At 44.9% G+C, this 26,457-nt stretch carries 22 protein-coding genes and 1 tRNA gene; 22 read left to right on the forward strand and 1 reads right to left on the reverse strand.

What is annotated here, in order from left to right:
- Positions 1–247: 247 nt before the first annotated feature.
- From ispH to DW739_RS01325, 7 genes are all read left to right on the forward strand, one after another.
- Positions 248–1,099 (forward strand): 4-hydroxy-3-methylbut-2-enyl diphosphate reductase, encoded by an 852-nt coding sequence (gene ispH / locus DW739_RS01295; RefSeq protein ID WP_118742698.1) that lies wholly within the window; start codon positions 248–250, stop codon positions 1,097–1,099.
- Complete coding sequence (gene rpsA / locus DW739_RS01300) at positions 1,080–2,162, forward strand: 30S ribosomal protein S1 (protein WP_022360427.1); 1,083 nt, start codon at positions 1,080–1,082, stop codon at positions 2,160–2,162. The genes ispH and rpsA overlap by 20 nt, the downstream gene beginning before the upstream one ends.
- Before the next feature lie 52 nt (positions 2,163–2,214).
- Entirely contained in the window at positions 2,215–2,364 is a 150-nt protein-coding gene (locus DW739_RS15320; protein ID WP_333490962.1) for a hypothetical protein, read from the forward strand.
- 288 nt (positions 2,365–2,652) lie between these two features.
- Positions 2,653–2,967, forward strand: coding sequence for a PadR family transcriptional regulator (locus DW739_RS01310; RefSeq protein ID WP_022360428.1), 315 nt, complete (start codon positions 2,653–2,655; stop codon positions 2,965–2,967).
- 13 nt (positions 2,968–2,980) lie between these two features.
- Positions 2,981–3,802, forward strand: coding sequence for a DUF1700 domain-containing protein (locus DW739_RS01315; protein ID WP_106999742.1), 822 nt, complete (start codon positions 2,981–2,983; stop codon positions 3,800–3,802).
- Positions 3,803–3,814: 12 nt separating this feature from the next.
- The gene (locus DW739_RS01320) at positions 3,815–4,117 is read left to right on the forward strand and encodes a hypothetical protein (RefSeq protein WP_118491223.1); all 303 of its coding nucleotides are present in this window, start codon (positions 3,815–3,817) and stop codon (positions 4,115–4,117) included.
- A gap of 54 nt (positions 4,118–4,171) precedes the next feature.
- Positions 4,172–4,366, forward strand: coding sequence for a small, acid-soluble spore protein, alpha/beta type (locus DW739_RS01325; protein WP_106999744.1), 195 nt, complete (start codon positions 4,172–4,174; stop codon positions 4,364–4,366).
- A 75-nt stretch (positions 4,367–4,441) separates the two neighbouring features.
- Here DW739_RS01325 and DW739_RS01330 read toward each other — a convergent pair.
- A tRNA-Leu gene (locus DW739_RS01330) sits at positions 4,442–4,524 on the reverse strand.
- A 207-nt stretch (positions 4,525–4,731) separates the two neighbouring features.
- Here DW739_RS01330 and DW739_RS01335 point away from each other — a divergent pair.
- The 15 genes from DW739_RS01335 to pglZ all read left to right on the forward strand — a co-directional run bounded on the left by DW739_RS01335 (position 4,732) and on the right by pglZ (position 26,438).
- Entirely contained in the window at positions 4,732–5,070 is a 339-nt protein-coding gene (locus DW739_RS01335; RefSeq protein WP_022360432.1) for a zf-HC2 domain-containing protein, read from the forward strand.
- A gap of 38 nt (positions 5,071–5,108) precedes the next feature.
- Positions 5,109–7,781, forward strand: a complete 2,673-nt coding sequence (gene polA / locus DW739_RS01340) for a DNA polymerase I (RefSeq protein ID WP_118524124.1) — start codon at positions 5,109–5,111, stop codon at positions 7,779–7,781.
- Positions 7,782–7,800: 19 nt separating this feature from the next.
- A complete protein-coding gene (coaE, locus tag DW739_RS01345) occupies positions 7,801–8,382 on the forward strand; it encodes a dephospho-CoA kinase (protein ID WP_118524129.1) in 582 nt (193 codons plus the stop codon).
- A 7-nt stretch (positions 8,383–8,389) separates the two neighbouring features.
- A complete protein-coding gene (locus DW739_RS01350) occupies positions 8,390–9,187 on the forward strand; it encodes an MBL fold metallo-hydrolase (protein WP_022360435.1) in 798 nt (265 codons plus the stop codon).
- A 261-nt stretch (positions 9,188–9,448) separates the two neighbouring features.
- Positions 9,449–9,721 carry an ACT domain-containing protein gene (locus tag DW739_RS01355; protein ID WP_022360436.1) on the forward strand — a complete coding sequence of 91 codons (273 nt, stop codon included), beginning with the start codon at positions 9,449–9,451 and terminating at the stop codon, positions 9,719–9,721.
- Between the two features lie 30 nt (positions 9,722–9,751).
- Positions 9,752–11,116 carry a PFL family protein gene (locus tag DW739_RS01360; protein ID WP_118742499.1) on the forward strand — a complete coding sequence of 455 codons (1,365 nt, stop codon included), beginning with the start codon at positions 9,752–9,754 and terminating at the stop codon, positions 11,114–11,116.
- 12 nt (positions 11,117–11,128) lie between these two features.
- Positions 11,129–12,547, forward strand: a complete 1,419-nt coding sequence (locus DW739_RS15325) for an SAM-dependent methyltransferase (protein WP_347560975.1) — start codon at positions 11,129–11,131, stop codon at positions 12,545–12,547.
- 294 nt (positions 12,548–12,841) lie between these two features.
- Complete coding sequence (locus DW739_RS01370) at positions 12,842–13,060, forward strand: helix-turn-helix domain-containing protein (protein ID WP_106999747.1); 219 nt, start codon at positions 12,842–12,844, stop codon at positions 13,058–13,060.
- Between the two features lie 14 nt (positions 13,061–13,074).
- Entirely contained in the window at positions 13,075–13,680 is a 606-nt protein-coding gene (locus tag DW739_RS01375) for a DUF1819 family protein (RefSeq protein ID WP_118742500.1), read from the forward strand.
- A 10-nt stretch (positions 13,681–13,690) separates the two neighbouring features.
- On the forward strand, positions 13,691–14,251 hold the full coding sequence (locus DW739_RS01380) for a DUF1788 domain-containing protein (RefSeq protein ID WP_118742501.1): 561 nt from the start codon (positions 13,691–13,693) through the stop codon (positions 14,249–14,251).
- A gap of 13 nt (positions 14,252–14,264) precedes the next feature.
- Positions 14,265–17,813 (forward strand): BREX system P-loop protein BrxC, encoded by a 3,549-nt coding sequence (gene brxC, locus DW739_RS01385; RefSeq protein ID WP_118742502.1) that lies wholly within the window; start codon positions 14,265–14,267, stop codon positions 17,811–17,813.
- A 15-nt stretch (positions 17,814–17,828) separates the two neighbouring features.
- Positions 17,829–21,353 carry a BREX-1 system adenine-specific DNA-methyltransferase PglX gene (gene pglX / locus DW739_RS01390; protein WP_118742503.1) on the forward strand — a complete coding sequence of 1,175 codons (3,525 nt, stop codon included), beginning with the start codon at positions 17,829–17,831 and terminating at the stop codon, positions 21,351–21,353.
- A 15-nt stretch (positions 21,354–21,368) separates the two neighbouring features.
- Positions 21,369–22,271: a hypothetical protein gene (locus tag DW739_RS01395; protein ID WP_118742504.1), complete on the forward strand. Its 903-nt coding sequence runs from the start codon at positions 21,369–21,371 to the stop codon at positions 22,269–22,271.
- Between the two features lie 42 nt (positions 22,272–22,313).
- A complete protein-coding gene (locus DW739_RS01400) occupies positions 22,314–23,786 on the forward strand; it encodes an RNA-binding domain-containing protein (RefSeq protein WP_118742505.1) in 1,473 nt (490 codons plus the stop codon).
- A gap of 9 nt (positions 23,787–23,795) precedes the next feature.
- Positions 23,796–26,438: a BREX-1 system phosphatase PglZ type A gene (pglZ, locus tag DW739_RS01405; RefSeq protein WP_118742506.1), complete on the forward strand. Its 2,643-nt coding sequence runs from the start codon at positions 23,796–23,798 to the stop codon at positions 26,436–26,438.
- The last annotated feature ends 19 nt before the right edge of the window (positions 26,439–26,457 follow it).

The raw sequence follows: 26,457 nt of genomic DNA on the forward strand, positions 1-26,457 counted from the left end.
GCAAAATCAGTTAATCGTGTAAATTTTATATAATTTTACGTCGATTTAGACTTTACCAGCAGTCTAAAGTATGATAAACTATAACAATGAGGGTAAATGAGTTGCCGATTAAAGGCGGAAGAATTTCTATTCTGGAGAATTCGCGGGATGCTATGAGAGACAGGAGCAAAAGTGGATTTTATGAAGGAGACAGAGGGGATTTATTTATCCAAGACGATGAGGAATAGGAGGAATGGCGGGCAGGAACATGGAAATCACAGTTGCGAAGACGGCTGGCTTCTGCTTTGGCGTGAAGCGGGCAGTCGAGAAGGTATATGATCAGATAGCGACGGGGAAGAAGCCGATCTATACCTACGGTCCCATCATCCACAATGAAGAGGTGGTGCAGGATCTGGAAGAGAAGGGCGTACAGGTCATCAATTCGAAGGAGGAACTGGAAGCCCTGAAAGAAGGCGTGGTCGTCATCCGTTCCCACGGCGTAGGCAGGGAGATCTATGAACTCCTGGAACGCCAGGGACTGGAGCTTGTGGACGCGACCTGTCCATTTGTCAAAAAGATCCACAAGATTGTCCGGGAACAGTGCGAAGCCGGACGCCGCGTGATTATCGTGGGAAATGAGCACCACCCGGAGGTCGAGGGTATCAAAGGCTGGGGAAATGAGTATACTCTGGCAGTCGAGTCACTGGAGGAATTTGAAAATCTGGCACTCAGACCGGATGAAAAGCTCTGTATCGTGGCGCAGACGACATTTAACTACAATAAATTTCAAGATTTAGTTGAAAAAATTTCAAAAACGTATTATGATATACTTGTTTTAAATACGATTTGCAATGCAACACAGGAGAGACAGGTTGAGGCGAGGCAGATAGCTTCACAGGTTGATGTTATGATTGTGATTGGAGGCAAGAACAGTTCTAACACACAAAAGTTGTATGAGATTTGCCGCAGGGAATGTAAACACACTTACTACATTCAGACACTGGAAGATTTCAAGCCTGAGATAACAGGTACTGTGCGCAGCGTAGGTATTACAGCCGGGGCATCGACCCCAAATCAAATTATCGAGGAGGTTCATACTAATGTCAGAATTAAGTTTTGAACAAATGTTTGAAGAATCATCATTCAAGAGATTACGTACAGGAGAGGCTGTTACCGGTCAGGTTATCGGTGTCAAGGAAGACGAAATCATTCTCAGCATCGCTGGAAGCAAATCCGAAGGCATCATCACAAGAAGCGAATTCACCAATGAGCCGGGCGTAGATCTTAGAACCAAAGTTCAGGTCGGCGACGAACTGGAAGCAAAAGTTCTGAAAGTAAACGACGGAGAGGGCATGGCTGCTTTATCTTACAAGAGACTGGCTGCTGATAAGGGTCTGAAACGTCTGAAAGAAGCTTTCGAGAACAAGGAAGTTCTGAAAGAGAAAGTTACACAGGTTATGGAGAAAGGCCTCGTAGTAGAGGTTGAGGGAACCCGTGTATTCATTCCGGCAAGCATGGTTTCTGATACTTATGATAAAGACTTATCCAAGTACGCAGGTCAGGAGATTGAGTTCGTAGTTACCGAGTTCAATCCGAGCGGAAGAAGAAGCCGTATCATCGGCGACCGCAAGCAGATCCTGCTTGAGAAGAAAGCTGCTATGCAGAAAGAATTATTCGAGAAGATCGCTGTTGGTCAGACCGTAGAAGGTGTTGTTAAGAATGTAACTGATTTCGGTGCATTTATCGACCTTGGCGGCGCTGACGGTCTGCTTCACATCTCTGAGATGTCCTGGGGCAGAGTTGAGAATCCGAAGAAGGTTTTCAAAGTAGGCGATAAAGTAAAAGCTCTGATCAAAGATATCAACGGCGAGAAGATCGCTCTGAGCTTAAAGTTCCCGGAGAGCAATCCGTGGGCAAACGCAGCTGAGAAATATGCTGTAGGCAACGTAGTAGAAGGCAAGGTAGCACGTATGACTGATTTCGGCGCATTCGTTGAGCTGGAGCCAGGTGTAGATGCACTTCTTCACGTATCCCAGATTTCCAGAGAGCATGTTGACAAACCATCCGACGTACTGAGCGTAGGACAGGTTATCACTGCTAAGGTAGTTGATTTCAACGAGGCAGACCGCAAGATCAGCCTGAGCATGAAAGCTCTTGAGAATCAGGAAGCAGAAGAAAACTAATCAAACGGTTGACGCCAGTTTCTCATCGGACAGATAGTGCGTCAGACGGAGGATGAAAGAATCATCAGGCTGTCACTTCCACAGGAAGAATGTGGAGGTGGCAGCCGTTTTTGCGATGGCGTGGGGCATGGTATTCTTGACCGGAACGCAGTTGGGTATTTCTGGGATTGGAAGAAAGAGCTGGCTGTTTCTGGCGCTGTAGAAAGCTATTTGGTGATTTTATTAAGATAAAAATGAAAACAGGCAGTATGGCGTATGTGATGGAACATAGGTTGTACGGTCTGTTTTTTGCGTGATGAGGAGCGGGATACGGCGTGGTGAAGGGTTGTGGGAGCAGAAAGATGGATTGGAGTGAGTCATAAGGATATTTGGAAAAATATTGACAAAGAAGGTACACTGATATATAATTTAGATACAATATTATATAATATATAATATTAAACAAGAAAAAATATTATATTTTGAATTAGTGAATCTTAGGAGGGATAAGATGGTTTTTAATACAGGAGCTGCGCTTCTGGATGCGATCGTCCTTTCAGTTGTATCAAAATCTGCAGAAGGAACATATGGGTATAAGATCACGCAGGATGTCCGTCAGGCAATCGAAATATCGGAGTCCACGCTTTATCCGGTGTTGCGGCGGCTTCAGAAGGATGACTGCCTGGAAACATATGACCGGGCGATCGACGGCAGAAACCGACGGTATTACAAAATAACGGAGGCGGGACGGATTCAGCTGAATCTTTACCGGGGTGAGTGGAACGTGTATGCAGGAAAAATTTCAGAGATACTGAAAGAGGGATAAGGAGAGGCAGATCATGAAAAAAGAAGCATTTTTAGAGAGGCTGGAAGCGCTCTTGCAGGATATTCCGGAAGAAGAAAAACGGGATGCGATTGACTATTACCGCGATTATCTGGAGGAAGCGGGACCGGAGAAGGAAGAAGAGGTACTTGCAGAATTTCAGAGTCCGGAGCATATTGCCGAGGTAATCCGGACGGAGCTGCAGAGTGAATGGAGTGGCGGCGAATTTACAGACCGGGGGTACAATGACAGCCGGTTTGAAGAAAAGCGGACGACTTTATCCAGAAGCGGTGGGGCAGAACAGGGAGAACGAGAAAAAGAAGCAGGATTTCAGGCTGGAACCGAGGATGCCCCATTCCGGGAATTTCGGGATGAGGAAACGGGAGAAAATGCGGCATCCAATGAGAATCAAAGAAGCCGTCTGAGCGAGATGCTGCATTGCTTAAAAGAAAAAATAACCGGTTCCAAGATTGGAATGGTTGTGGCAGTTCTGGTAGTGCTTGCAGTTCTTCCATTTATCTTTTCGCTGGTAACGGGAACTGTGGGAAGTGTTTTTGGGCTGGCAGTCGCACTGGCAGCGATATTGGTGGTGCTGGGACTGATGACGGTGCTGGTGTTTGTTGGCGGAATTATGCTGTTTGTTCTGGGTACGGCGAGTCTGTTTGAACATTTTGCGATGGGACTGATGTTCATCGGATTGGGTATCGCGGCAGAGGGCAGCTGTCTGCTTCTGATATGCGGCTGTATCCTGTTTTACGGTGTATTTCTGCCGTGGGCAGTCAAGGGAATCATTCAGCTTTGCCGTCAGGCGGCAGGTTATCTGTCAGCCAGGGCGTAGGAGGATAGGAAAATGAAAAAATGGATGAAAAAAATGGCAATCATTGGCGCTGTCCTCTTTGTGGGTGGAATCGGTGTGACATCGATTGGCGCTGCCATCGGAGGCGCAGCTGCCGGACTGGATTTTCTGATCGATCAGGAAAAAAAATTTCAGGATAAATATAACTGGGGTGATTCGGAGGAGATATGGGATGATACGGAGCAGCTGCCGGATGAGATCGACGAGCCGGATGAGATGGAAGAGCAGCTGCCGGAAGAGATCGACGAGCTGGATGAGATGGAAGAGCAGCTGGACAGAGAAAAACAATGCGAATAGTTTTCCAGAAAATGGACATACTCTGAGTACACAAGGTGGAAAGGAGTATTTTTTATGGATGAAAATAAGGTGGATTTTGAGAAAATGACCCCGGCAGAGCGGCTGAAATATGAGGTGGCGGAAGAAATTGGGCTGGCAGACAAGGTACGGCAGTATGGCTGGAGAAGCCTGACTGCCAAGGAGAGCGGGCGGATTGGCGGTCTGATGACGAAGAAAAGGCGGGAGATGAAACAGGATAAGAAAGGCTGATAGATATTTGCTTGAAAACACCAAAAGCCCTTGAAAATAAAGGAAAAATCCAATATTTTCAAGGGCTTTCAAATCTGCCGGCTGCGGGACTTGAACCCGCACGGTGTTGCCACCAATGGATTTTGAGTCCACCTCGTCTGCCATTCCGACAAGCCGGCTGTCTATCGACGCTTTTTATCTTACCAAAATTGGAGACAGATTGCAACTGTTTTTTTGTTTGTTTTGAAATTAAGAAGCGAAGCATTCGCAGGGGCTTGCGTGTTTCATTAAAATAAGGTATGATTAGGTTCAAATGGGTTTATGAACGCGTCATGCGTGAATGATAATTCATATGGAATGACAGACTGGAAAAGGAGGTGGCGTCTGTGACCTGTCGGGAAGCGGAGCGTCTTGTGACGCCGTATATCCAGGATAAACTGAGCGGGGATGAGCTGGAAGCGTTTCTGGAGCATCTGGAACATTGCCGCAACTGTCAGGAAGAATTGGAAATTTATTTTATGGTGGATGTCGGACTGAAACAGCTGGACACCGGATCGGGTACTTTTGATATCATGGGCGCACTGCAGAAGCGGATCGCTGAGTCATATGCCCGTGTGCGCCGGATGTGGCGCTTCCGGAAAATGGAGTATGCGGTCAATACGCTGGGCGTGATGGCGGTATTGGTGACGGTGATGCTGCAGGTCAGGATTTGGCTGGCACCATAGAAAAAAGCAACAAGTGATAGAACAGGAGACGGAAACAGATGGGCAAATTAGTGCTGATAGATGGTCATAGTATACTCAACCGGGCATTTTACGGGGTGCCGGAGTTGACAAATTCGAAGGGACTCCACACCAATGCAGTGTACGGATTTTTAAATATCATGTTCCGGGTGATCGAAGATGAGGGGGCAGACTATCTGGCAGTGGCATTTGACTTGAAAGAGCCGACATTCCGTCACAAAATGTATGCGGCATACAAGGGAACGAGAAAACCGATGCCGCAGGAGCTGCATGAGCAGGTTCCGGTGATGAAGGAAGTGCTGACAGCGATGGGCGTGCCGATTCTTACCAAGGCGGGGTATGAGGCAGACGATATTCTGGGAACGATCGCGAAACGCTGTGCGGCGGAGGGCGTGGAGGTTTCTATCGTATCAGGAGATCGTGACCTGCTGCAGCTTGCAGATACGCACATTAAGATTCGGATGCCGCGTACTTCGAAAGGTACGACGGAGATACGCGACTATTACCCGGAGGATGTGAAGGCGGAGTATCAGGTGACGCCGATCGAATTTATTGATGTAAAGGCGCTGATGGGCGATACTTCGGATAATATTCCGGGTGTGCCATCGATCGGTGAAAAGACGGCAACCAGCCTGATTACCACCTACGGAAGCATTGAGAATGCGTATGCACACATTGATGAGGTAAAGCCGCCGCGCGCACAGAAAGCGCTTCGGGAGCATTATGACATGGCGCAGATGAGCAAGGATCTGGCAACGATCCGCATCAATTGCGAGATTGGTTTTTCGCTGGAGGAGGCGAAGCTGGATTCGCTTTACACGCCGGAGGCATATCAGTATATGAAGCAGCTGGAATTTAAGTCCATTCTGCAGAAATTTGGTGAGGACGCCTTTGCGTCATCAGAAATGGAAAAATCTTTCCGTTTGGTAAATGATTTTGGCGAGGCACAGGTGATTTTTGACCGTGCACAGCGCGCGGAGGAGATCGGAGCGCAGCTGGTGATTGAAAAAGAAGAGGTTGTGGCACTGGCACTCTGCCTGGACGGGACATCGATCTATGCGATCCCGGCAGTTGGATTTCTGACCGGACAGTATCTGGCAGAGGAGCTGGAACGCCTGATGGAGGTGGTTCCGTCTGTGACGGTTCTGGATCTCAAGATCCAGCTTCCATTTCTTAAAAATCATAGCCGCCGGATCGTGGACGGCATCCGGAATGCAGAAGGAAACCGTGCGGTTATGGACGCAGGCGTGGCGGCGTATCTGTTAAATCCGCTCAAGGATACCTATGGATATGATGACCTGGCGCGTGATTACCTAGATATGACCGTGCCGTCACAGGTCGATTTGCTTGGAAAAACGGCGCTGTCGGATGCATTTGAGACAATGCCGGAGAAAGCGTTGAATTGTGTCTGCTACATGGCATATACGGCGTGGAAATCGCGGGAAATCCTGCTGGGGCAGCTTCGAAGACATGGAATGCTGCATCTCTTTTATGAGATAGAGATGCCGGTTATTTACAGCCTCTACCATATGGAAGAGGAAGGTATTCAGGTGCGCCGGGAGGAATTGAAAGCCTACGGCGAACGCCTCCAGACGCAGGTAGAGAAACTGGAGCAGGAGATTTACGCCGAGACGGGCTGTGAATTTAATATTAATTCCCCGAAGCAGCTGGGTGAGGTTTTATTTGAAAAAATGTCCCTGCCGGGCGGCAAAAAGACGAAGACCGGCTATTCGACGGCGGCGGATGTGTTGGAAAAACTGGCGCCGGAGTATCCGGTTGTGCGGAAAGTATTAGACTATCGCCAGGTGGCGAAACTCAAATCGACCTATGCGGACGGGCTGGGTGCATTTATCCGGGAGGACGGACGAATCCACGGAACCTTTAACCAGACGATCACAGCGACAGGACGTATCAGCAGTACAGAGCCGAACCTGCAGAACATTCCGGTGCGTATGGAGCTGGGACGCGAGATCCGGAAGCTGTTTGTACCACGCGAGGGCTGTGTGCTGGTTGACGCTGATTATTCCCAGATTGAGCTGCGTGTGCTGGCGCATATGTCGAATGACAAGAACCTCATCCAGGCATACCGGCAGGCGGAGGACATCCACGCGATCACGGCGTCGCAGGTATTCCATGTGCCGCTTGAGGAAGTGACACCGCAGCTTCGCCGCAATGCAAAAGCAGTCAATTTCGGTATCGTATATGGTATCAGCGCGTTTGGGCTGGGCGAAGATCTCGGTATTTCCCGCAAGGAAGCGACCGAGTACATTGAGCGTTACTTTGAAACCTACCCGGATGTCAAACGTTTCCTCGATGGTCTGGTAAAAACGGGCAGGAAATACGGCGAGGTCAAGACTATGTATGGGCGTGTGAGACCGATTCCGGAGCTGAAATCCGGCAATTTTATGCAGCGTTCGTTCGGTGAGCGTGTGGCGATGAATTCCCCGATTCAGGGAACTGCAGCCGACATTATCAAGATTGCGATGATCCGCGTCGATCAACGCCTGCGCCGCGAAGGACTGCGTTCCCGCATTGTCCTCCAAGTGCACGATGAACTCCTGATTGAAACCTGGAAAGAAGAGCTGGAACAGGTGCAGTCGATTCTGGCGACGGAGATGAAACGTGCGGCGCAGCTGCAGGTGGAGCTGGAAATCGATATGAAGATGGGAAATTCGTGGTTTGAAACGAAATAATGGAAAGGTACAGATAAACATGAAGATAATCAGTATTACCGGAGGCGTTGGTTCCGGTAAGAGTGAGATCCTGCGTGTGCTGCAGGAGGAATTTGACGCGGAAATTATTAAGGCAGATGAAGTGGCTCACCAGCTCATGGAGCCGGGTAAGAAAGGCTATCAGCATGTGGTAGAGGCGCTGGGTGATTCCTTTTTAAATAAGGACGGCAGCATTGACCGCAAAAAGCTGGCGGCGCTTATTTTCCAGAATAAAGAGGCGGTGGAGACGATGAACGCCATCATCCACCCGATGGCGTGGGAGGAGATCCGCTATGCGATCAACCATTCCGACAAGGAGATCATCGTTGTGGAGGCAGCTCTCTATGATGACGACCACAATGCGATGTTTGATGAAATCTGGTATGTATACACATCGGTGGAGAACCGCATCAAGCGTCTGATGGCAAGCCGCGGCTACAGCGAGGAAAAATGCCGGAGCATCATGGCAAATCAGGCATCCGAGGACGATTACCGGAGTTTTGCGACGCGTGTGCTGGACAACAACGGTGGGATTGAGGATATTCGGAAGCAGATAGCGTCATTTTTAGGAAAAGAGGATTAGGATACATATGCGGATGGTTAGTATTGCCAGCGGCAGCAGCGGGAATTGTATTTATATAGGAAGCGACAACACCCACGTTCTGGTGGATGCGGGGATCAGCAACAAGCGTATTGAGATGGGGTTAAATGACCTGGGGCTGAATGCGCGGGAACTGGATGGAATTCTCATCACGCATGAACATTCCGACCATATCAAAGGGCTCGGCGTGTTGGCGCGCAAATATGGCACACCTATTTACAGCACAAAAGAGACATTAGAGGAAATTCAGGATTCCAAGAGTCTTGGCGAGATTCCGGAAGATCTGATGCACCCGATTACGCCGGATGTTGATTTTATGGTAGGAGATCTGGAAGTCAAACCGTTCCGGATCGACCATGATGCAGCGAATCCTGTTGCCTACCGGGTTCAGAATGAAAAAAGATCGGTGGCGGTGGCGACGGATATGGGGCATTATTCCCAGTACATCATTGACCATCTGCAGGGGTTGGATGCGATTTTGCTGGAAGCCAACCACGATGTCAAAATGCTGGAGGCAGGACCGTATCCGTATTACCTGAAGCGTCGTATCTTAGGCGATTACGGACACCTTTCCAATGAAAATGCGGGGCGGCTTTTAAGTTCCATTCTGCATGACAATTTGAAGCATATTTTCCTGGGGCATCTGAGTAAGGAAAATAATTACGAAGAGCTGGCATATGAGACGGTGCGTCTGGAGATCACAGAGGGAGATACGCCGTATAAGGCGAATGATTTCCCGATCACAGTGGCAAAACGCGATGCAGTGTCGCAGATTGTGACGGTGTAGAAGACGTAAAAGTATTAAAATTGGTTATACAAAGTCTGAAAACAAGCCAGAAGATATATTTGGGGTTATGGCTTGGAGACATGGACAAACGTGTGGGGTTGACAGAAATATCGTTACTGTACACGCATACGTGTCCAGTAACGGAATATCATTTTAGGTGTAAAAGTCAGCAGCCGGATGGCAGTTGAGTTTTTATAGAAATTAGTAAGTCATAAAAACATTTCCGCCATAGGACGGAGAGCACACAGGAGGATGAAAGCTATGAGTAAGATTATTATTACTATCGTTGGACAGGACCGCGTCGGTATCGTTGCAAAAACGTGTAATTATTTGGCTGACCACAACATGAACATTCTTGACATCACGCAGACGATCCTGCAGGAATATTTCAATATGATGATGATCGTGGATATTTCCGGTTCCAAGACATCCTTTGATGATATGGCGCATGAGCTGGACAAGCTGGGACAGGAGATCGGCGTAAAGATTCTCTGTCAGAGAGAAGAGATTTTTACCAGTATGCACAGAATCTAAGCAAATATTTTCAGAAAGGACGTAAAACCAATGATTAACATGCAGGAAGTTCTGGAAACTAATAACATGATCGCGCATGAAAAACTGGATGTGCGGACGATCACGATGGGTATCAGCCTCTTAGACTGTGTGGACAGTGATCTGGCGAAGATGAATGAGAAGATCTACAATAAGATTACAACTTATGCGAAAGATCTTGTATCGACCGGCGATGCCATCGGACGTGAATTTGGGGTTCCGATCGTCAATAAACGTATCTCGGTTACTCCGATCGCGCTGGTAGGTGGAAGTGCCTGCAAGAAGAGCGAGGATTTTGTAGAGATTGCGAAAACACTTGATAAGGCAGCGAAAGAAGTGGGCGTCAACTTTATCGGAGGCTATTCCGCATTGGTTTCCAAGGGAATGACACCGGCGGAAGAGCTTCTGATCCGCTCGATCCCGCAGGCACTTGCCTGTACCGACCGTGTGTGCAGCTCCATCAATGTCGGTTCTACCAAGACAGGTCTTAACATGGATGCGGTCCGCCTGATGGGCGAGATGGTTGTGGCAACCGCAGAGGCAACGAAGGACAATGATTCCCTCGGCTGTGCGAAGCTGGTTGTATTCTGCAACGCGCCGGATGATAACCCGTTCATGGCAGGTGCATTCCATGGCGTGACTGAGGCGGATGCGATCATCAACGTCGGCGTCAGCGGTCCGGGAGTTGTAAAGACGGCTTTGGAAAAGGTACGTGGCGAGAACTTTGAGGTGCTGTGTGAGACGATCAAGAAGACGGCGTTCAAGATCACCCGTGTTGGACAGCTGGTAGCACAGGAGGCGTCCAAACGTCTGGGCGTTCCGTTTGGCATCATTGATCTGTCGCTGGCACCGACTCCGGCAGTCGGAGACAGTGTGGCGGAGATTCTGGAAGAGATCGGCTTAGAGCGCAGCGGTGCACCGGGTACAACAGCAGCGCTGGCAATGTTAAATGATCAGGTTAAGAAGGGCGGCATCATGGCGTCCTCCTATGTGGGCGGACTCAGCGGTGCGTTTATTCCGGTCAGCGAGGATCAGGGCATGATCGATGCAGTTTCTGAGGGTGCGCTTACGATTGAGAAGCTGGAAGCAATGACCTGTGTCTGCTCTGTAGGTCTTGATATGATTGCGCTCCCAGGCGATACGAAAGCGACCACGATCGCCGGTATCATCGCGGACGAGGCGGCAATCGGCATGATCAACCAGAAGACAACGGCAGTCCGCCTGATTCCGGTCATCGGAAAAACAGTGGGCGATACGGCAGAGTTCGGCGGTCTGCTTGGCTATGCGCCGATCATTCCGGTCAACCGTTTCTCCTGCGACAACTTTGTCAAACGTACCGGACGTATCCCGGCACCAGTACACAGCTTTAAGAACTAATAGGAGTTTCATATGGAAAAATCACAGGAACTGAGAGAGGTGCTTCTGCGGTATCTCGATGCCGATCTGGAGCGAATCATTTTCAGCAACCCGAGAACCCGTGAATCCTATCTGAAATTAACCGTGCGTCCTCTGCTTTTGCGGGGGGCGCTTGCTTTTCAGACGGAAGAATTTACGGAAAAACAGGCATTTCAGAAAAATCAGAACGCAGAAAAGACCGTCGAGTACCTGCTCGGAGAACTGGAAAACCGTTACCGCAATGCGGAGATCGCGTCGCTTCACGGGATTGTCAATATTCTGATCAGTAAGAAGGGGACAGTGACGATCAAAGAGAAGAAGGTGGGGGTTAAAAGGGCAGAGAATCGGACGGTATCGGTGGCAGCAGGTGATGTGCAGAAAGCTGGAAAGCAGATGCCGGCGAAGAGTCATGCAGATGTGAAAGAAAATTCGCTCGAAAAATCGGGTCAGAGTCAGTCAAGTCACGAAAACGGAAAGATGCAGAGAAGTGCTAAAATACAGGGAAATGGTAAACTGCAGAACAATGCGAAACAGCAGAAAAATGCCGGAACAGGACTGTCAGTTGGCATGGATGCCGCAGCGTTTTCAGAACGTCTGGCTTCGTTATCCCATAACCGTACTAAAAAATACGTCCTTCAGGAAGGCGTCCCAGTCCCATTTCTGGTAGATCTCGGTGTCATGACGGCAGAAGGCAAAGTTGTGAAATCCCGCTACGACAAATTTCGCCAGATCAACCGTTTTCTGGAATTTATTGAGGATGTACTTCCGAATCTCGATCCGAACCGGACGAATACGATCATTGATTTCGGATGCGGGAAATCATATCTGACGTTTGCGATGTATTACTATTTGCATGTGCTGAAAAAATATTCGATCCGTGTCATCGGTCTGGATTTGAAAAAAGATGTCATTGCGCTCTGCAACCGCCTGAGCAAGAAGTTTGGATTTGAGAACCTGACTTTCCTGCACGGCGACATCGCCGGATATGAGGGCGTCGATCAAGTCGATATGGTCGTGACACTGCACGCCTGTGATACAGCGACCGATTATGCGCTGGCAAAAGCGGTCAAATGGGGCGCAAAAGTCATTCTTTCCGTTCCGTGCTGTCAGCATGAAGATTCAGAACGACCTTCTGTCGCCGGTTTTACAGTACGGCCTTCTGAAAGAACGTATGTCGGCGCTTCTGACCGACGGAATCCGAGGGCAGCTCCTCGAAATGTCCGGCTACCGGACGCAGATTCTCGAATTCATCGACATGGAACACACACCGAAAAACATCATGATCCGTGCGATCCGCCAGGGCAAGAAAGCAGACGGGGCGGCATTAGAGACAATGATGAAGGAATTGCATGTGAAGCCGACATTGTATGGATTGTTGGTGGGGGAAGAGTAGAAAAACTGTGGCAGGTATAGTTGTATACTGAAGCTTATTTTTTGAATGAACGTTCAAAAAGTGAGTTATTAGGAACAACTATACCTGTTTTTGTTTTGTGTATATTCAGCAGTTGGAACAGTTCTTAGAAAATTGTGATATTGCAGATTTTGGAAGCTTTTAGAATAAAGAATTGAAATGACAGGTCAAATGCGAAATATCAGAAATTAAATTTGATATTTATCATATAAGATTGTTCACATCGCATTTTCATGATATGATAAAAGGAAGAAAGAGCATTTGTTTAAAAAGATGATAGAACAAGAGGTGACATTATGGCGGTTAGTTATAAAAAGCTGTGGAAAATGCTAATTGATAAAGATATGAGGAAGAAAGACTTACGTGCATTGACTGGATTTAGTACAACAACAATGTCCAGATTGGGCAAGGATGAGAATGTGAGTACGGAAATTTTATCAAAAATATGTTCTGCTTTAAGTTGTGATGTTGGAGACATCATGGAATTTGTTCCTGATAAAAAAGAGGAACAGTAAGGAGGTACGGTAGTATGGATCATTCTTATCCTTATATTGCCTCTTTGACCAGAGAGCCGTTCCTTTTCTACGAAATGCGCTCCACCGCAAAGCTAATGGCAGAAGGAAATGCAGACGAGGCGATTGTGAAAGAAATTGTAGAACAGAATCTGTTCCAGTATCCAACGGAAAAATCACTAAAAAGCATGGCAAAAGCCTGTGTAAAACGGCTTCATGCGCTGGAAGATGATTCTCTGGTTTCTGCGATTGTGTCACAGCCGACGGATGTGGCAAAACAGATTTGTCTGTATGCGTTGATGAAGCAGAGCCGACTGGTTTGGGAATTTATGCTGACCGTCATTGGTGAGAAGTACAGATTAAGGGACACGTCTTTTGGTAAGATTGATTTGAATACATTTTTTATGCGTTTACAGGAGCAGAATGATACCGTAGCTTCCTGGAGTGATAGTACGATAACAAAGTTAAAACAGATTATTGCCAGAGTGCTTGTCGAAACAGAATATCTCGACAACCGGGGGGCAGATCATTTGAATCCAGTATGGCTGCATCCTGTTTTGGAGAATGCCATCAGAAGCAATGGCGATATGGCAATACTGCCGGCGTTTAATTGCTTTTCTTAGGAGGTAGCCAATGAGTGACATAAAAGAACGCCTGGACAAAGTTCGGGTATTGATTCAGGAACCGGAGTTCCTGGAAGGCAAAGGACTCAGCAATGAGGTGAATATCAGAATCTTCTGCTATGAACCGGAGAATGAAATGGTTGTCCGCCATTTTGTAAATCAGTTGGAAACCGATCAGTCCTTAGATTGCCATTTGATCGTTTGTAATTTATATAAAACATTTCTCTCTATCTGCGATGATATGGACATCACAGATGCGATTCCCGATATGGAAGAAGCTGACGGAAGTGCTTATCTTCTGGAGCAGCTTAACTCCGCAATCGGCAATGGAGAGTTCATTGATAAAATCCAGTATGAGCCACACGAACCGGGTGATGTGCTGATGCTGACAGGTGTGGGCGAGGTGTTCCCGTTTATGAGAATCCATACGTTACTGGAAGCATTGCAACCGTATTTTTCAGATGTTCCGATTTTGGTTATGTATCCGGGTGGGTTTGATGGTCGTCATGTAAAACTGTTCAATCGATTGACACCAAATGATTATTACCGGGCATTCAATGTCATAGATTAAGGGGGATAAAGCCATGATGATTCGAGATATGTTTGCGGATGACATTAACCGCAAAATCAATGGTGTAATTAAAGTAGATCAGGCTGCTGATGATGTAATCGAGCAGGAGTTAAATGAATATGTCATTACCAGAGAATTGAAGAAACATTTCATTACGTTCTTCAATTATTACGGTGATGCTTTTGACCAGCCGACAGCCGATATGGGTGTTTGGATTTCTGGCTTTTTTGGAAGTGGTAAATCTCACTTCTTGAAAATGCTTTCCTATCTTTTGGAAAATAAAGAGGTAAAAGGCATTCGCAGTGTGGAGCGTTTCCGTAAAAAGTTTGAGGATGACCCGGCAACTTTTATGCTGATCGACCGTGCTACAAAGGGACAGACGGAAACCATTCTTTTCAACATTGATATTGAAGGCTTCAGTAATAAAGACAAGACTGCCGTACTTCGTGTATTTGCAAAGATGTTCTACAATCATCTGGGATTTTACGGTGAGAACCTGAAAGTTGCCATGATGGAGCGTTATATTGATCAGCAGGGAAAGACCGAGGAATTCCGCAGAGTTTTTGAAGAAAAGAAAGGAAAGCCTTGGCTTGAAATGCGCCGTGCCTTTGCTTTCAATGGCAAGTTCATCATCCCGACATTGATGGAAGTTCTGGATATGAGTGAGGACGATGCTAAGGCGTGGTTCAATGATAAAACCGCAACAGAAATTTCTATCGCACAGCTCGTGGAAGATATGAAAGCCTATGTGGATACTAAGCCAGCCAACTTCCGTCTGCTGTTTATGATTGATGAGGTTGGTCAGTATGTTGGTACGGATACCGATATGCTTTTGAACCTCCAGTCTCTGACCGAGAAAATCGGAAGTGAGTGTGAAGGTAAGATTTGGGTGATCTGCACTGGACAGGAAGCGATTGATGAAATCATCAAAGTTCGTGCTGATGAGTTCTCCCGTATCCAGGCACGTTTCAAGACAAGACTGAGTTTATCTTCTTCCTCCGTGGATGAAGTCATCCAGAAGCGTATTCTGAAAAAGAAACCGGAAGCAACAATGGATTTGGAAACCGTTTATGAGCAGAATGATTCTGTTTTGCGTAACCTGTTCAGCTTCAATGGCTCTATTCTGGATATTAAAGGCTATTCCGGTCCGAGGGAATTTACTGAGAACTTCCCGTTCGTGCCGTATCAGTTTATTATTATGCAGAAGGTATTTGCTGAAATCCGCAAGCACGGAAATTCCGGCAAGCACCTGTCCGGTGGTGAACGTTCCATGCTGTCCGGTTTCCAGGAAGCTGCACAGAAAATTCAGGAGAAGGATGAGTATGCACTTGTTCCGTTCTTCTGTTTTTATGATACCGTACATACTTTCCTGGACGGCTCTATCCGCCGAGTGATCGAGCGTTGCCAGAAAGCAGCCGACAACGGCGATGGCATCGAACAGCAGGATGTAGATGTACTGAAACTTCTGTACTTGATTCGATATATTGATGATATTCCTTCCAATCTGGATAATATCGTGATCCTTATGGCAGACGATATTCGTGTAGATAAGATTATCATGCGTGAAGCTGTCCGAGGATGCCTTGATCGTCTGATGAGCCAGAACTATATCGGCAGAACTGGTGACACTTATAACTTCCTGACTGACGAAGAACAGGATATTCAGCGTGAAATAAGAGATACAAATGTGGATACCGCTTCTATCGTAGAGCGTATTGCTCAGATGATTTACGGTGATATTTTCACAACTAAGAAGTTCCGTTATGGAAAATATGACTTTGCCTTCGACCAGATGGTAGATGGTATTACTGTTGGTGTGGCAACAGGCGGTATGCGTCTGCGTTTCCTGACCGTTGCTACCGATGCTATTGAAAAAACGGATTATCGTCTGATGGCAGAATCCAAAGGCAATGAAGCAATCGTAGTTCTGGCTGATACGCCTTACTATGAATCTCTGGAATCTGCTATGAAGATTCGCAAGTATGTAAAGCAGAGAAATGTAAGCCAGCTTCCAAAAACTGTGCAGAAAATCATCAGTGACCAGCAGGACGAAGCCGGAAAATATGAGCTGAGTGCCATGAGCGAATTGCAAAATGCTATCGAGGGGGCACAGTTCTATGTAGACGGTGAGCATCTGGAAACCAAAACCGGAAATGCCAAGAGTAAGATTGACCAGTCTCTTGAATATCTGGTTGCTCATGTATATAGCAAGCTTGACCTGATTACAGATAATGCAGGCAGTGATGCAGATATTATTGCGATTCTGACAGGTGCGGTAACGGCACTTCCGGGCATGGAGCCAAACCGTGATGCTGCTTCCGCTATGGAAGAATATCTGGAAATGCAGGATGCGAAAAAACTGCCGACATCTATGGCAGACGTGCAAAGCAAATATAGTGCAATTCCGTATGGATGGAAAGAAATTGATATTGCTGCGGTTGCGGCACAGCTGATTTATTCCCAGAAAGTAACCATCAAGTATGCAGGCAATACCATTCAGCCAGATGACCCGAAATTGCCAGATATGCTCCGAAAAAAGAGTGAGATCGGCAAGACTTCCATCAGCAAGCGTAAAACCATTTCTGCTACGATGATGCGTGATGTAAAAGCGATGCTCCGAGAGTATTTCGACATCATGGATGTACCGGACGATGAAGATGGGCTGATTCGCTTTGTGACTGAGAAATTTGGTGAACAGCGTGATTACTATACTTCTCTGGATGCCCGTTATGACGGACATAAATACCCAGACCGTGCATTAGTTCAGGAAGCCATTCATCTGATGGATGATGTACTTTCTCAGAAGAAAGACAATATTGCCCTGATTGAGCGTGTGCTGAAAAAAGAGGATGCTCTTTTCGACAATAAAGAAGCCATGAGCAACGGCATTGAAAACTTCTTCAAAACCCAGGTAACAGTATTCGACCAGGCAGTGCAGTTTGAAAAATCTCTGCATGATGATCTTGACTGCATCGCAGAAAATGAGGAAGCACACAAGGCACTGAATACCATTCGTTTGATTATCATGGTTCAGACCGGAAGTAAGTTCAACTATAACTGGATTCGTGAACTGAATCCGCTGATGGATACGGTTCGTACAGCTCATGACAAGATGTTGGAAGAAAAACGTGTTGAGATTCTGGAAACGGTTCGTCAGTGTATGGAAGCCACCCACACTGCCGCAAACGGCGATTCCAAGGTATCTCATCTGATTGAGAAATCAGATCGGTATTTCAGCCAATGCAAGGAGAAAATCGCAGAATTAAAGAGCCTTGCCCTTCTGGATGCCATGTTTCTGCCAATGTGTCAGTACAAGGATGATATAGTCAGCAATATTGAATCTGTTTTGGAACCGCCTGCACCGAAGCCACAGGTACAGCCGACACAGCAAGGAAAAGAGCAAGCAACTGCAAAGAAAAAGGTTGTCCGAGCTTATAACCGTCAGGTTGTATTTCAGGCAAAGAGCTTACAGACGGATGCGGATATTGATGATTATGTAGAGAAAATTCGTTCTCAGCTGAAACAGTTGCTGAAGAATTGTGACGAGATTAGGCTGAATTAACGAGGAGAGACGAGTATGGATAAGAATGCGATTAAAAAATTTGCTGTCTGGGCAAGAACAGAGCTGATCGCCCGTGTTTCACTAAAAGGTGTGGAATACGGTATCACAGAGGACAACATTGAGGATGCCAATGCGGACAGTGTTGGCGGAAAAGTCCTCACTGCCAATGAAAAGAAACAGCGTCAGGCTCTGATTGCCGAGATTAACGATAAAGGATATAAGCAGGTCATGGAAGAGGTTGCCTATACTTGGTTCAATCGCTTCTCTGCGCTGCGATTCATGGAAGTCAACGGCTATCTTCCTTCTCATGTGCGTGTATTTACGGACGAGGAAAACAACTTTAAGCCGCAGATTATAATCGAAGCCATTCATCTGGATTTGGATGGACTCGATATGGAAAAGGTCTATGAACTGAAAGATGCAGAAAAGAGCGAAGAACTGTATAAATATTTGCTGATTGTGCAGTGTAACGCTCTGAATAAAATTCTGCCGGGAATGTTTCAGAAAATTGCGGATTACACCGAACTTCTTCTGCCGGACAATCTGCTCCGTGAAGGTAGTGTGATTCAGCAGATGATTGAGCTGATACCGGAGAATGACTGGAAGGATGCTGTCCAGATTATCGGCTGGCTATATCAATTTTATAATGTTGAATTAAAAACGGATGTTGAGAAAAGAGTTAAAGGTAAAGGGAGAGTCAGTAAAGAAGAAATTGCTGCCAAAACACAGTTATTTACTCCGGACTGGATTGTCCGCTATATGGTAGAGAACAGTCTTGGTCGGTTGTGGCTGGAAGGACACCCGGATGTGAAAGAGCAGCTTCTTCCGACTGAGGAAGAACAGTCTGCCTATGCTGCCGGAAATCGTGACCCGGAAGATACCAAATGGCACTACTACCTGGAAGAAGCCGAGCAGGAGCCGGAAGTGCAGGCACAGCTGGCTGAGATTCGCAAAGAATACGCAGCACAGACACCGGATCAGCTGAAAGTCATTGACCCATGCTCTGGTTCCGGTCATATCCTTGCATATATGTTTGATGTGTTGATGAAGATTTATGAATCCTATGGTTATACCACCCGTGAAGCGGTGTCAAGTATTGTGGAGAACAATCTTTACGGTCTGGATATTGATGACCGTGCGGCACAGCTGGCTTATTTTGCGGTAATGATGAAAGCCCGCCAGTATGACCGCCGTTTCTTTAGCCGTGGCATTCAGCCCCATGTGTATGCCATCGTGGAAAGCAATCATGTAGATAAATTTGCTGTGGACTATTTCTGTAATGGCGATGCGAAGCTCACAGCGGCTATGGACACCATCATCAGCGAGCTGCATGATGCAAAGGAATATGGTTCTATTTTGACCGTAACACCGCAGGATTGGTCTGCTTTGTACGATCGTTTTGCAGAGATTACGGAAGATATAAATATGTCCCGTGATACGGCATTGAGAGAATTATTGCCGTTGGTACAAGTGGCAGAAGCATTGGCACAGAAGTATGATGTTGGCGTAACTAATCCTCCCTATATGGGTAGTGCCAATATGAGCGTAAAATTATTTGATTATATCAAAACACACTACGCAGACTATAAAAGTGATTTATTTGCAGCGTTTATACTTAGGATAAAACAGTTTTCTAAAGTAAATGGAATGTATGCACTGATCACGCAACAGGCATGGATGTTTAAGTCAAGTTATCGTAATTTACGACCTGATATATACCAAAATGCTATCATAAATATGTTGCATTTAGGTGCTCATGCTTTTGATGAGTTGGCAGGCGAAGTTGTTCAAACAGTGACTTATGTGCAAAAGAATTGGCATTGTATGAAGTACATAGGTAAGTATATTGCATTAGACAAATTTGATTCAGAAGAAAAGAAAAAAGATGCCTATTTTGACAATCCAAGCATATATTACTCAAAGACTGAGAATTTTATGGAGCTGCCAAATCAGCCAACAGCATATTGGGCAAGTAGCAAGCAGGCAGAATGCTTTATTAAATACAAAGCACTTTCTGAAAGTGGAATTACAGCTTGTGCAGGCTTAAATACAAGCGATAATGGAAGATTTGTTCGTCTTTGGCAAGAGGTGAATATTGATAAAATAGGCTTTGGGTGTTCTTCTCACGAGGAATTATTAGATAAGAAAAAAAAATATGCACTGTTTAACAAAGGTGGAGGCTTTAGAAAATGGTATGGCAATCAGTACTTTATTATTGCTTTTGATATGGAAAATTATAATGTCTTAGCAACCATTGGCAATCATCTACCATCTCGTCAATACTATTTTCAATCATGTATTACCTGGAATCGTATTTCTTCAGCTGAATCTTTTAGTGCAAGAATGTGTGATTTAGGATATGCGTTTGATGATGTGAGTCCATCAGCATTTTTAGCAAGAGATAATTTTAATTATGCTATTGGTCTTATGAATTCAAAACCATTTTGTCGTTTGCTGTGTGTTATGAATAGAGGAATGAAAACAGAAACAGGAAATGTTCAGAAAGTACCTTTTGCAAAAAATCAGCAAATGAAAAACATTGTGGAAAAGATTTCCGAGTCGAATATCAATATAGCAAGAACTGACTGGGATTCTTTTGAAACATCATGGGATTTTCACCATCATCCACTGATTTGCCAAGTTCCTACTATAGCAGAAGCTTTTGAACAGTGGCAGGCTGAATGTGATGAGCGGTTTAATCAGCTGAAAGCCAACGAGGAAGAACTGAATCGTATCTTCATTGACATTTACGGTTTGCAAGAAGAACTTACACCGGAAGTTGAGGATAAGGATATTACTGTCCGCAAAGCTGACATTGGCAGAGATATTCGCTCTTTCATTTCCTATGCGGTTGGCTGTATGTTCGGTCGCTACTCTCTGGATGTGGATGGTCTTGCTTATGCAGGTGGCGAATGGGACAACAGTAAATATGCTTCTTTCGCTGCGGATAAGGATAACATTATCCCAATCTGTGACGATGAATACTTTGAAGATGATATTGTCGGTTTGTTCGTGAAGTTTGTAAAAACCGTTTATGGTGCAGATACTCTGGATGAAAATCTGAAATTTATTGCCGATGCACTGGGAGGCAAAGGACAGCCGAAAGATGTGATTCGTAATTATTTTATAAATGAATTTTTTAAGGATCATTGTAACACTTATCAGGTTACAGGTTCTGGAAAACGCCCGATTTACTGGATGTTTGACAGCGGCAAGAAGAATGGCTTTAAGGCTCTGATTTATATGCACCGCTATCGGCCGGACACCATTGCCCGTATCCGTACCGATTATGTGCATGAACAGCAGGCTCGTTATCGTACTGCTATTGCCGATCTGGAACAGCGTATTACTAATGCATCCACTGGCGAGCGTGTGAAGTTGAACAAAAAGCTGACCACCTTACAGGCACAGGAGGCTGAAATCAGAACCTACGAAGAAAAGATTCATCACCTTGCTGACCAGATGATTTCTATTGATCTGGACGATGGCGTGAAGAAGAATTATGCAATTTTCCAGGATGTTCTGGCTAAAATAAAGTAAGGAGGGAGTGCGTAAATGGACAATATATTTACTACGTTTTTACAAGCTGCGGGATTATATGATTCTAAAGAAATTTGTGAGGATAATATTGCTGACTTAATTGAGTTGCTTAAAGGAAATGTTAAAATTAGTGCTTATTGCAAAGAGTGCAAGCAAGAGCGTGTTTTTTACATGAAGCCTATTGTGTATTATTTTGAAACGGGTCCAGATGGGGATGAAAAGATTAGGTGTGCATCTCTTGGTGAGAAAATAGAGTCACTTCAAAATATGATATTTAGCACCAAAGCTAAACAAGAAAAGAGTTTTGCTGAAGAATGGAAATGGATAAATTGGCAAATAGCTGATACAACGAGATTAATGAAATTGGAATATATTTGTTCAATGGACGAGAAGCATCATTTGGATTATATTGTTTTGACAACAGATAATTCAATGACAAAAATTGGGCAGTATCCATCTGTTGCAGACATGACATTTCCAGAATTAGATGCTTATAAGCATGTGATTTCTAAGGAAGACCGTAAAGAACTTGGAACAGCAATAGGACTTTTTGCAAGTGGTGTTGGTGCAGGTTCATATGTTTATTTGAGGCGAATTCTTGAAAGGCTTATTTATCAAGCAAAAACAACTGCGGGAGATGCGGTTAATGATGAGGAATTTGAAAAGGCAAGAGTGGCTGAACGAATTAAGATGTTGCAGGGATATGTGCCGGAGATACTCATCCAAAATACAACTATTTACGGGATTTTGAGTAAAGGTATTCATGAGTTGAGCGAAGAAGAATGCCGAAAGTATTTTCCAGTTGTAAAAGAATGTATTTATCAGATACTTGGTATGTGGGAAAGTGAGAGAAAAAAACAGGCTGATGAAGATGCTTTAAACAAAGCACTGAGTTCAATTTCTTCATCAATCAAGTAAAAATATGGCAGTAAAGGTTGCCAAAGAGAGCGAGGTGTTACAATGACTATAGAAGAAATTCTTGCAGGAGAATCGAAGAATGTGGAGTTCAAAGAGACTCTGCCAGAGAAAAGCATCAAATATATGAAGTCTGTGGTTGCCTTTGCAAATGGAACCGGAGGAAAAATCATTTTTGGAATTACCGATAAAACTAGAGAGGTTGTCGGCTTTGGCAAGGAAGATGTGTTCAAGAAAATGGATGCCATTGCCAATGCCGTATCAGACAGCTGTGAACCGGCAATCATCCCGGATATTACTTTACAAACGGTTGATGGCAAGACTGTTATTGTGGTAGAGGTTTCAGAGGGCAGGCAGCGCCCATATTATATCAAGGCTCTTGGCAGAGATGGCGGTGTATATGTTCGTGTTGCCGGAACTACCCGCCTTGCTGACGAGTATATGATAAAAGAATTGTTGTTTGAGGGCAGTAACCGTTACTACGATCAGGCTTTATGTACTGGGTTAAATGTTACAGATGAAGATATTGATGCCCTTTGCAAAGCTATGAAAGAGCAGGCTGTCAGAAATGCTCGTACAGAGGAACAGAAAGCAACGATTAAAGATGTGGGAAGACAGCAGTTGCGTTCCTGGGGAATTTTAATTGAGCGTGATGGAAAAGATTTTCCATCCAATGCGTTTGCTATTTTGACTGGCAACGGAGGACTTCATGTTGTAACGCAATGTGGTGTGTTCAAAGGTACAACGAAAGCGGTATTTGTTGATCGTAGAGAATATACCGGTCCGCTTTGGGAGCAGATAGATGAAGCATTTCAGTTTGTTTTGAGAAATATTCATTTGGGTGCTACTATTGTGGGAATTTATCGCCAGGACGTTTATGAGATTCCACCGGATGCTATTCGTGAGTTGATTATTAATGCTATGGTACATCGTAGTTATCTGGACCATGGTACAATACAGGTAGCGGTATATGACAACCGATTAGAAATTACTTCCCCAGGAAAGCTGCCAATGGGACAAACGATGGAGCGTATGAAAGAAGGCTATTCTAAAATCAGAAATGAAGCTCTTGCACATGCGTTTGCTTATATGAACTTGATCGAGCATTGGGGAAGCGGTATTCCGAGAATTATAGACAAAGTAAAAGCTGCCGGACTGCAGGAGCCGGAGTTTATTGGTGGCGAAGTTGATTTGCGTATCAATATTTATCGAGGTCAGGTTGATACCAATAACGCCATAATTAACGCCAATGACACTAAAAATGGCGCTAATGGCGTTAATTGTGGCGCTAAAAATGGCACTAATGGCGCTGAAATGCCGCTTAATAAGGAACAGACGCAGATAGAAAAATTGTTGCAGATTATAGAGAAGAATCCGTCTGCAACACAGGCATATTATGCGGAAGAAATGGGTATATCGAAAAGAACGGTTTCTCGAATGTTTGCTACTTTACAGGAAAAAGGTAGATTGGTACAGAGCGGAACAAAACGAAAAGCAAATTGGAAAATTATAAGGTAGGAGGACAGCATGGATACAGATAAAATAATACAAGATTTAAATCGTAGGTTTGCTGCACCTCTTCCTGAGTTTTATCAGCGTCGTATCATTTTCTGGTACGATGAAGATAAGGAATTTGAGGATAAACTGGATGAAGTGGTTTTGGAAAATGCAAAGGTGATTGCGCTGACTGGAAATAATGCGTTTTCTGTAAAAAAACTGCTTTCAGTAGATGATTTGACCACAAATTATCTGGTTTACAGTCCGTGTGTCTATAATCGCCCGGATGATAACTGGCTTCTGGATGTGGAGCTTTACAGTGAAGAGTTTCGGGCAGATTTGATTTCCATTTGGATGGATGAGATGGGACTTATATCAAATCCGGCTATGAGGAAACAGGTTAAAAATTATCGTGCTTATTTCAATGCGAAAGACCGTCGTTTAAAAGTCAGCACACAGAATAAAGTTCCGGAAACACCGGCACAGCTACACATGGCTGTCATGTCGGCAATCTGTGGATTGAAAGATGCACAGCCTAATATGATTCTTCGTAGTGTGTTCCAGGCGGGACTGGATTTGAATAATAATACGGTTTATCAGGATTTTGTAAAATATCATGCAGACGCAGCTTTTTGGGCGATGGTTCGTCAGGGAAGTGGATTTGTGGAGGAAGAACCAGATCTTGGGCAGTTGGCAATTCATCTGCTTTTAACAGCAGCGACCCGTACCATGCGGCAGGAATATCTTGCCGGACTGGACAGCTTTATTTCCATGCCACATCAGGCATATTGCTATGATTTTATTTCTGAATGGCTTCATAGTGACAACATTCCGCAATTATATGATGTGGCACGTTATGTTGAGGATGAAGCCCGTCTGCATCAGCGCTTTGAAAAGCTGACGGTAGAGGATTTGGTAGGAACAGAGTGCTTTCCGTGTATTAATGAAGTGATTCTGACAAAGCTAATGACAGAGATCAGTGACCATATCATTGATGTGGATACCATTACGAATATCGTTGAAAAACGTAGAACTTGTGTATGGTATGAGCCATTTGAAAATTTTTATGATGGTATCTTACAAGTGGCGAATATGCAAAGTTTCTTTAAGGAACATTCTGCCGGATTCCATAACGCAGAAGCGAAAAGTATCTGGAAAGAATATACAGAGAGTTACTATCAGATGGACACTTATTACCGATTGTTCCATCTTAGTTTTCAAAAGAGTTTGGAGACTTCCAATATTCTGCTAGATGATCTATTCAAGCACGTTGTCGATAAAGTGGAAGGACTCTATAATCATTGGTTCTTAGGTGAGTTGGGCAACAACTGGTCAGATGTATGTGCGGATGAACTGGCAACTTACGGTAAAGTTCTGGAAGTACCGCAACAGGAGGATTTTTACCGTTCCCGTATTCAAACCTCGGATACGAAAGTATTTGTAATTATCTCAGATGCCATGCGTTATGAAGTGGCAGCTACGATGGCAGATCAGCTTCAGCGAGAAACGCAAAGTAAGGTTTCTATCAGCAGTATGCAAAGTATATTCCCTTCTACTACAAAGTTTGGTATGGCAGCTTTGTTGCCGCACAAAGAACTGACAGTAGAGGTTCGGAACGATATTTTGACAGTTTTGGCAGATGGACAGTCTACGGCAAGTACTTATAGGGATAAGGTTCTGAAAACAGAAGATTCGGCAAGTGTGGCCTTAAAGTACAATGACATCATTGCTATGAAGCGAGCGGAAAGAAGTGCTTTGGTAAAAGGTATGGATGTGGTCTATATTTACCACGATACCATTGATGAAGCCAGCCACACTTCGGATACTGCTGTTTTTGCTGCGTGTGACAAGGCGATTTCAGAATTGAAGAACCTCGTGCGTATTATCGTAAATGAATTTGGCGGAACGAATATTCTAATTACGGCAGATCATGGATTTCTTTATACATACAGTCCTTTGAAGGAAGAGGACAAAGTAGATAAAAGAGGCTTTTTTGATGTGGATGTAACAAACTCTGACATTACAAAAAAAGAAAGTATCAAGCGATGTGTGGAGTATGGAAGAAGATATGCAATTATGCAGAAGGGTGTGCAACCAGATTACTTGATGCCTGTAAAATTTCTGGGAGGAAATACAGAATTTGATGGATTTGCACCGAGAGAAAGTATTCGTATCAAAATGAATGGTGGCGGTATGAATTTTGTGCATGGTGGTATCAGTTTGCAGGAAATGGTTGTTCCGGTGATTGAGTATCATTATCTCCGCAATGATTCTATGGAATATAAGCGAAATAAGCAGAAATATGATACCAAGCCGGTAACAGTCAATTTACTGTCCGCAAACCGTAAAATCAGCAATATGATTTTTTCATTGAACTTCTATCAAAAAGATGCGGTCAGTACAAATCGTGAAGCAGCAACCTATCAAGTTTATTTTACAGATGAGGACGGCAAACAGATTAGTGATATTCAGAAGATTATTGCAGATAAGTCCAGCGATAATGGTGCAGAAAGAACTTTCCGTTGTCAGTTTAATTTGAAATCTCTGAAATACAGCAATACAGCTACTTATTATCTGGTAATTGCAGATGAACAGGGGTTACAGATGCCACAGCGGGAGCCATTCCAGATTGACATCGCCTTTGCGGTGGACGAGTTTGATTTTTTTAGTTAATGTCGCAGGAGGAGAGAAA

Source organism: Clostridium sp. AM28-20LB (genome assembly GCF_003480665.1).
GTDB classification, from domain to species: Bacteria; Bacillota; Clostridia; order Lachnospirales; family Lachnospiraceae; genus Otoolea; species Otoolea fessa.

Excerpts from the sequence above, each read along its gene's own strand:
- ispH (WP_118742698.1), top strand. The coding sequence starts at position 248 with ATGGAAATCACAGTTGCGAAGACGGCTGGCTTCTGCTTTGGCGTGAAG.
- rpsA (WP_022360427.1), top strand. The coding sequence starts at position 1,080 with ATGTCAGAATTAAGTTTTGAACAAATGTTTGAAGAATCATCATTCAAG.
- DW739_RS15320 (WP_333490962.1), top strand. The coding sequence starts at position 2,215 with ATGAAAGAATCATCAGGCTGTCACTTCCACAGGAAGAATGTGGAGGTG.
- DW739_RS01310 (WP_022360428.1), top strand. The coding sequence starts at position 2,653 with ATGGTTTTTAATACAGGAGCTGCGCTTCTGGATGCGATCGTCCTTTCA.
- DW739_RS01315 (WP_106999742.1), top strand. The coding sequence starts at position 2,981 with ATGAAAAAAGAAGCATTTTTAGAGAGGCTGGAAGCGCTCTTGCAGGAT.
- DW739_RS01320 (WP_118491223.1), top strand. The coding sequence starts at position 3,815 with ATGAAAAAATGGATGAAAAAAATGGCAATCATTGGCGCTGTCCTCTTT.
- DW739_RS01325 (WP_106999744.1), top strand. The coding sequence starts at position 4,172 with ATGGATGAAAATAAGGTGGATTTTGAGAAAATGACCCCGGCAGAGCGG.
- polA (WP_118524124.1), top strand. The coding sequence starts at position 5,109 with ATGGGCAAATTAGTGCTGATAGATGGTCATAGTATACTCAACCGGGCA.
- coaE (WP_118524129.1), top strand. The coding sequence starts at position 7,801 with ATGAAGATAATCAGTATTACCGGAGGCGTTGGTTCCGGTAAGAGTGAG.
- DW739_RS01350 (WP_022360435.1), top strand. The coding sequence starts at position 8,390 with ATGCGGATGGTTAGTATTGCCAGCGGCAGCAGCGGGAATTGTATTTAT.
- DW739_RS01355 (WP_022360436.1), top strand. The coding sequence starts at position 9,449 with ATGAGTAAGATTATTATTACTATCGTTGGACAGGACCGCGTCGGTATC.
- DW739_RS01360 (WP_118742499.1), top strand. The coding sequence starts at position 9,752 with ATGATTAACATGCAGGAAGTTCTGGAAACTAATAACATGATCGCGCAT.
- DW739_RS15325 (WP_347560975.1), top strand. The coding sequence starts at position 11,129 with ATGGAAAAATCACAGGAACTGAGAGAGGTGCTTCTGCGGTATCTCGAT.
- DW739_RS01370 (WP_106999747.1), top strand. The coding sequence starts at position 12,842 with ATGGCGGTTAGTTATAAAAAGCTGTGGAAAATGCTAATTGATAAAGAT.
- DW739_RS01375 (WP_118742500.1), top strand. The coding sequence starts at position 13,075 with ATGGATCATTCTTATCCTTATATTGCCTCTTTGACCAGAGAGCCGTTC.
- DW739_RS01380 (WP_118742501.1), top strand. The coding sequence starts at position 13,691 with ATGAGTGACATAAAAGAACGCCTGGACAAAGTTCGGGTATTGATTCAG.
- brxC (WP_118742502.1), top strand. The coding sequence starts at position 14,265 with ATGATGATTCGAGATATGTTTGCGGATGACATTAACCGCAAAATCAAT.
- pglX (WP_118742503.1), top strand. The coding sequence starts at position 17,829 with ATGGATAAGAATGCGATTAAAAAATTTGCTGTCTGGGCAAGAACAGAG.
- DW739_RS01395 (WP_118742504.1), top strand. The coding sequence starts at position 21,369 with ATGGACAATATATTTACTACGTTTTTACAAGCTGCGGGATTATATGAT.
- DW739_RS01400 (WP_118742505.1), top strand. The coding sequence starts at position 22,314 with ATGACTATAGAAGAAATTCTTGCAGGAGAATCGAAGAATGTGGAGTTC.
- pglZ (WP_118742506.1), top strand. The coding sequence starts at position 23,796 with ATGGATACAGATAAAATAATACAAGATTTAAATCGTAGGTTTGCTGCA.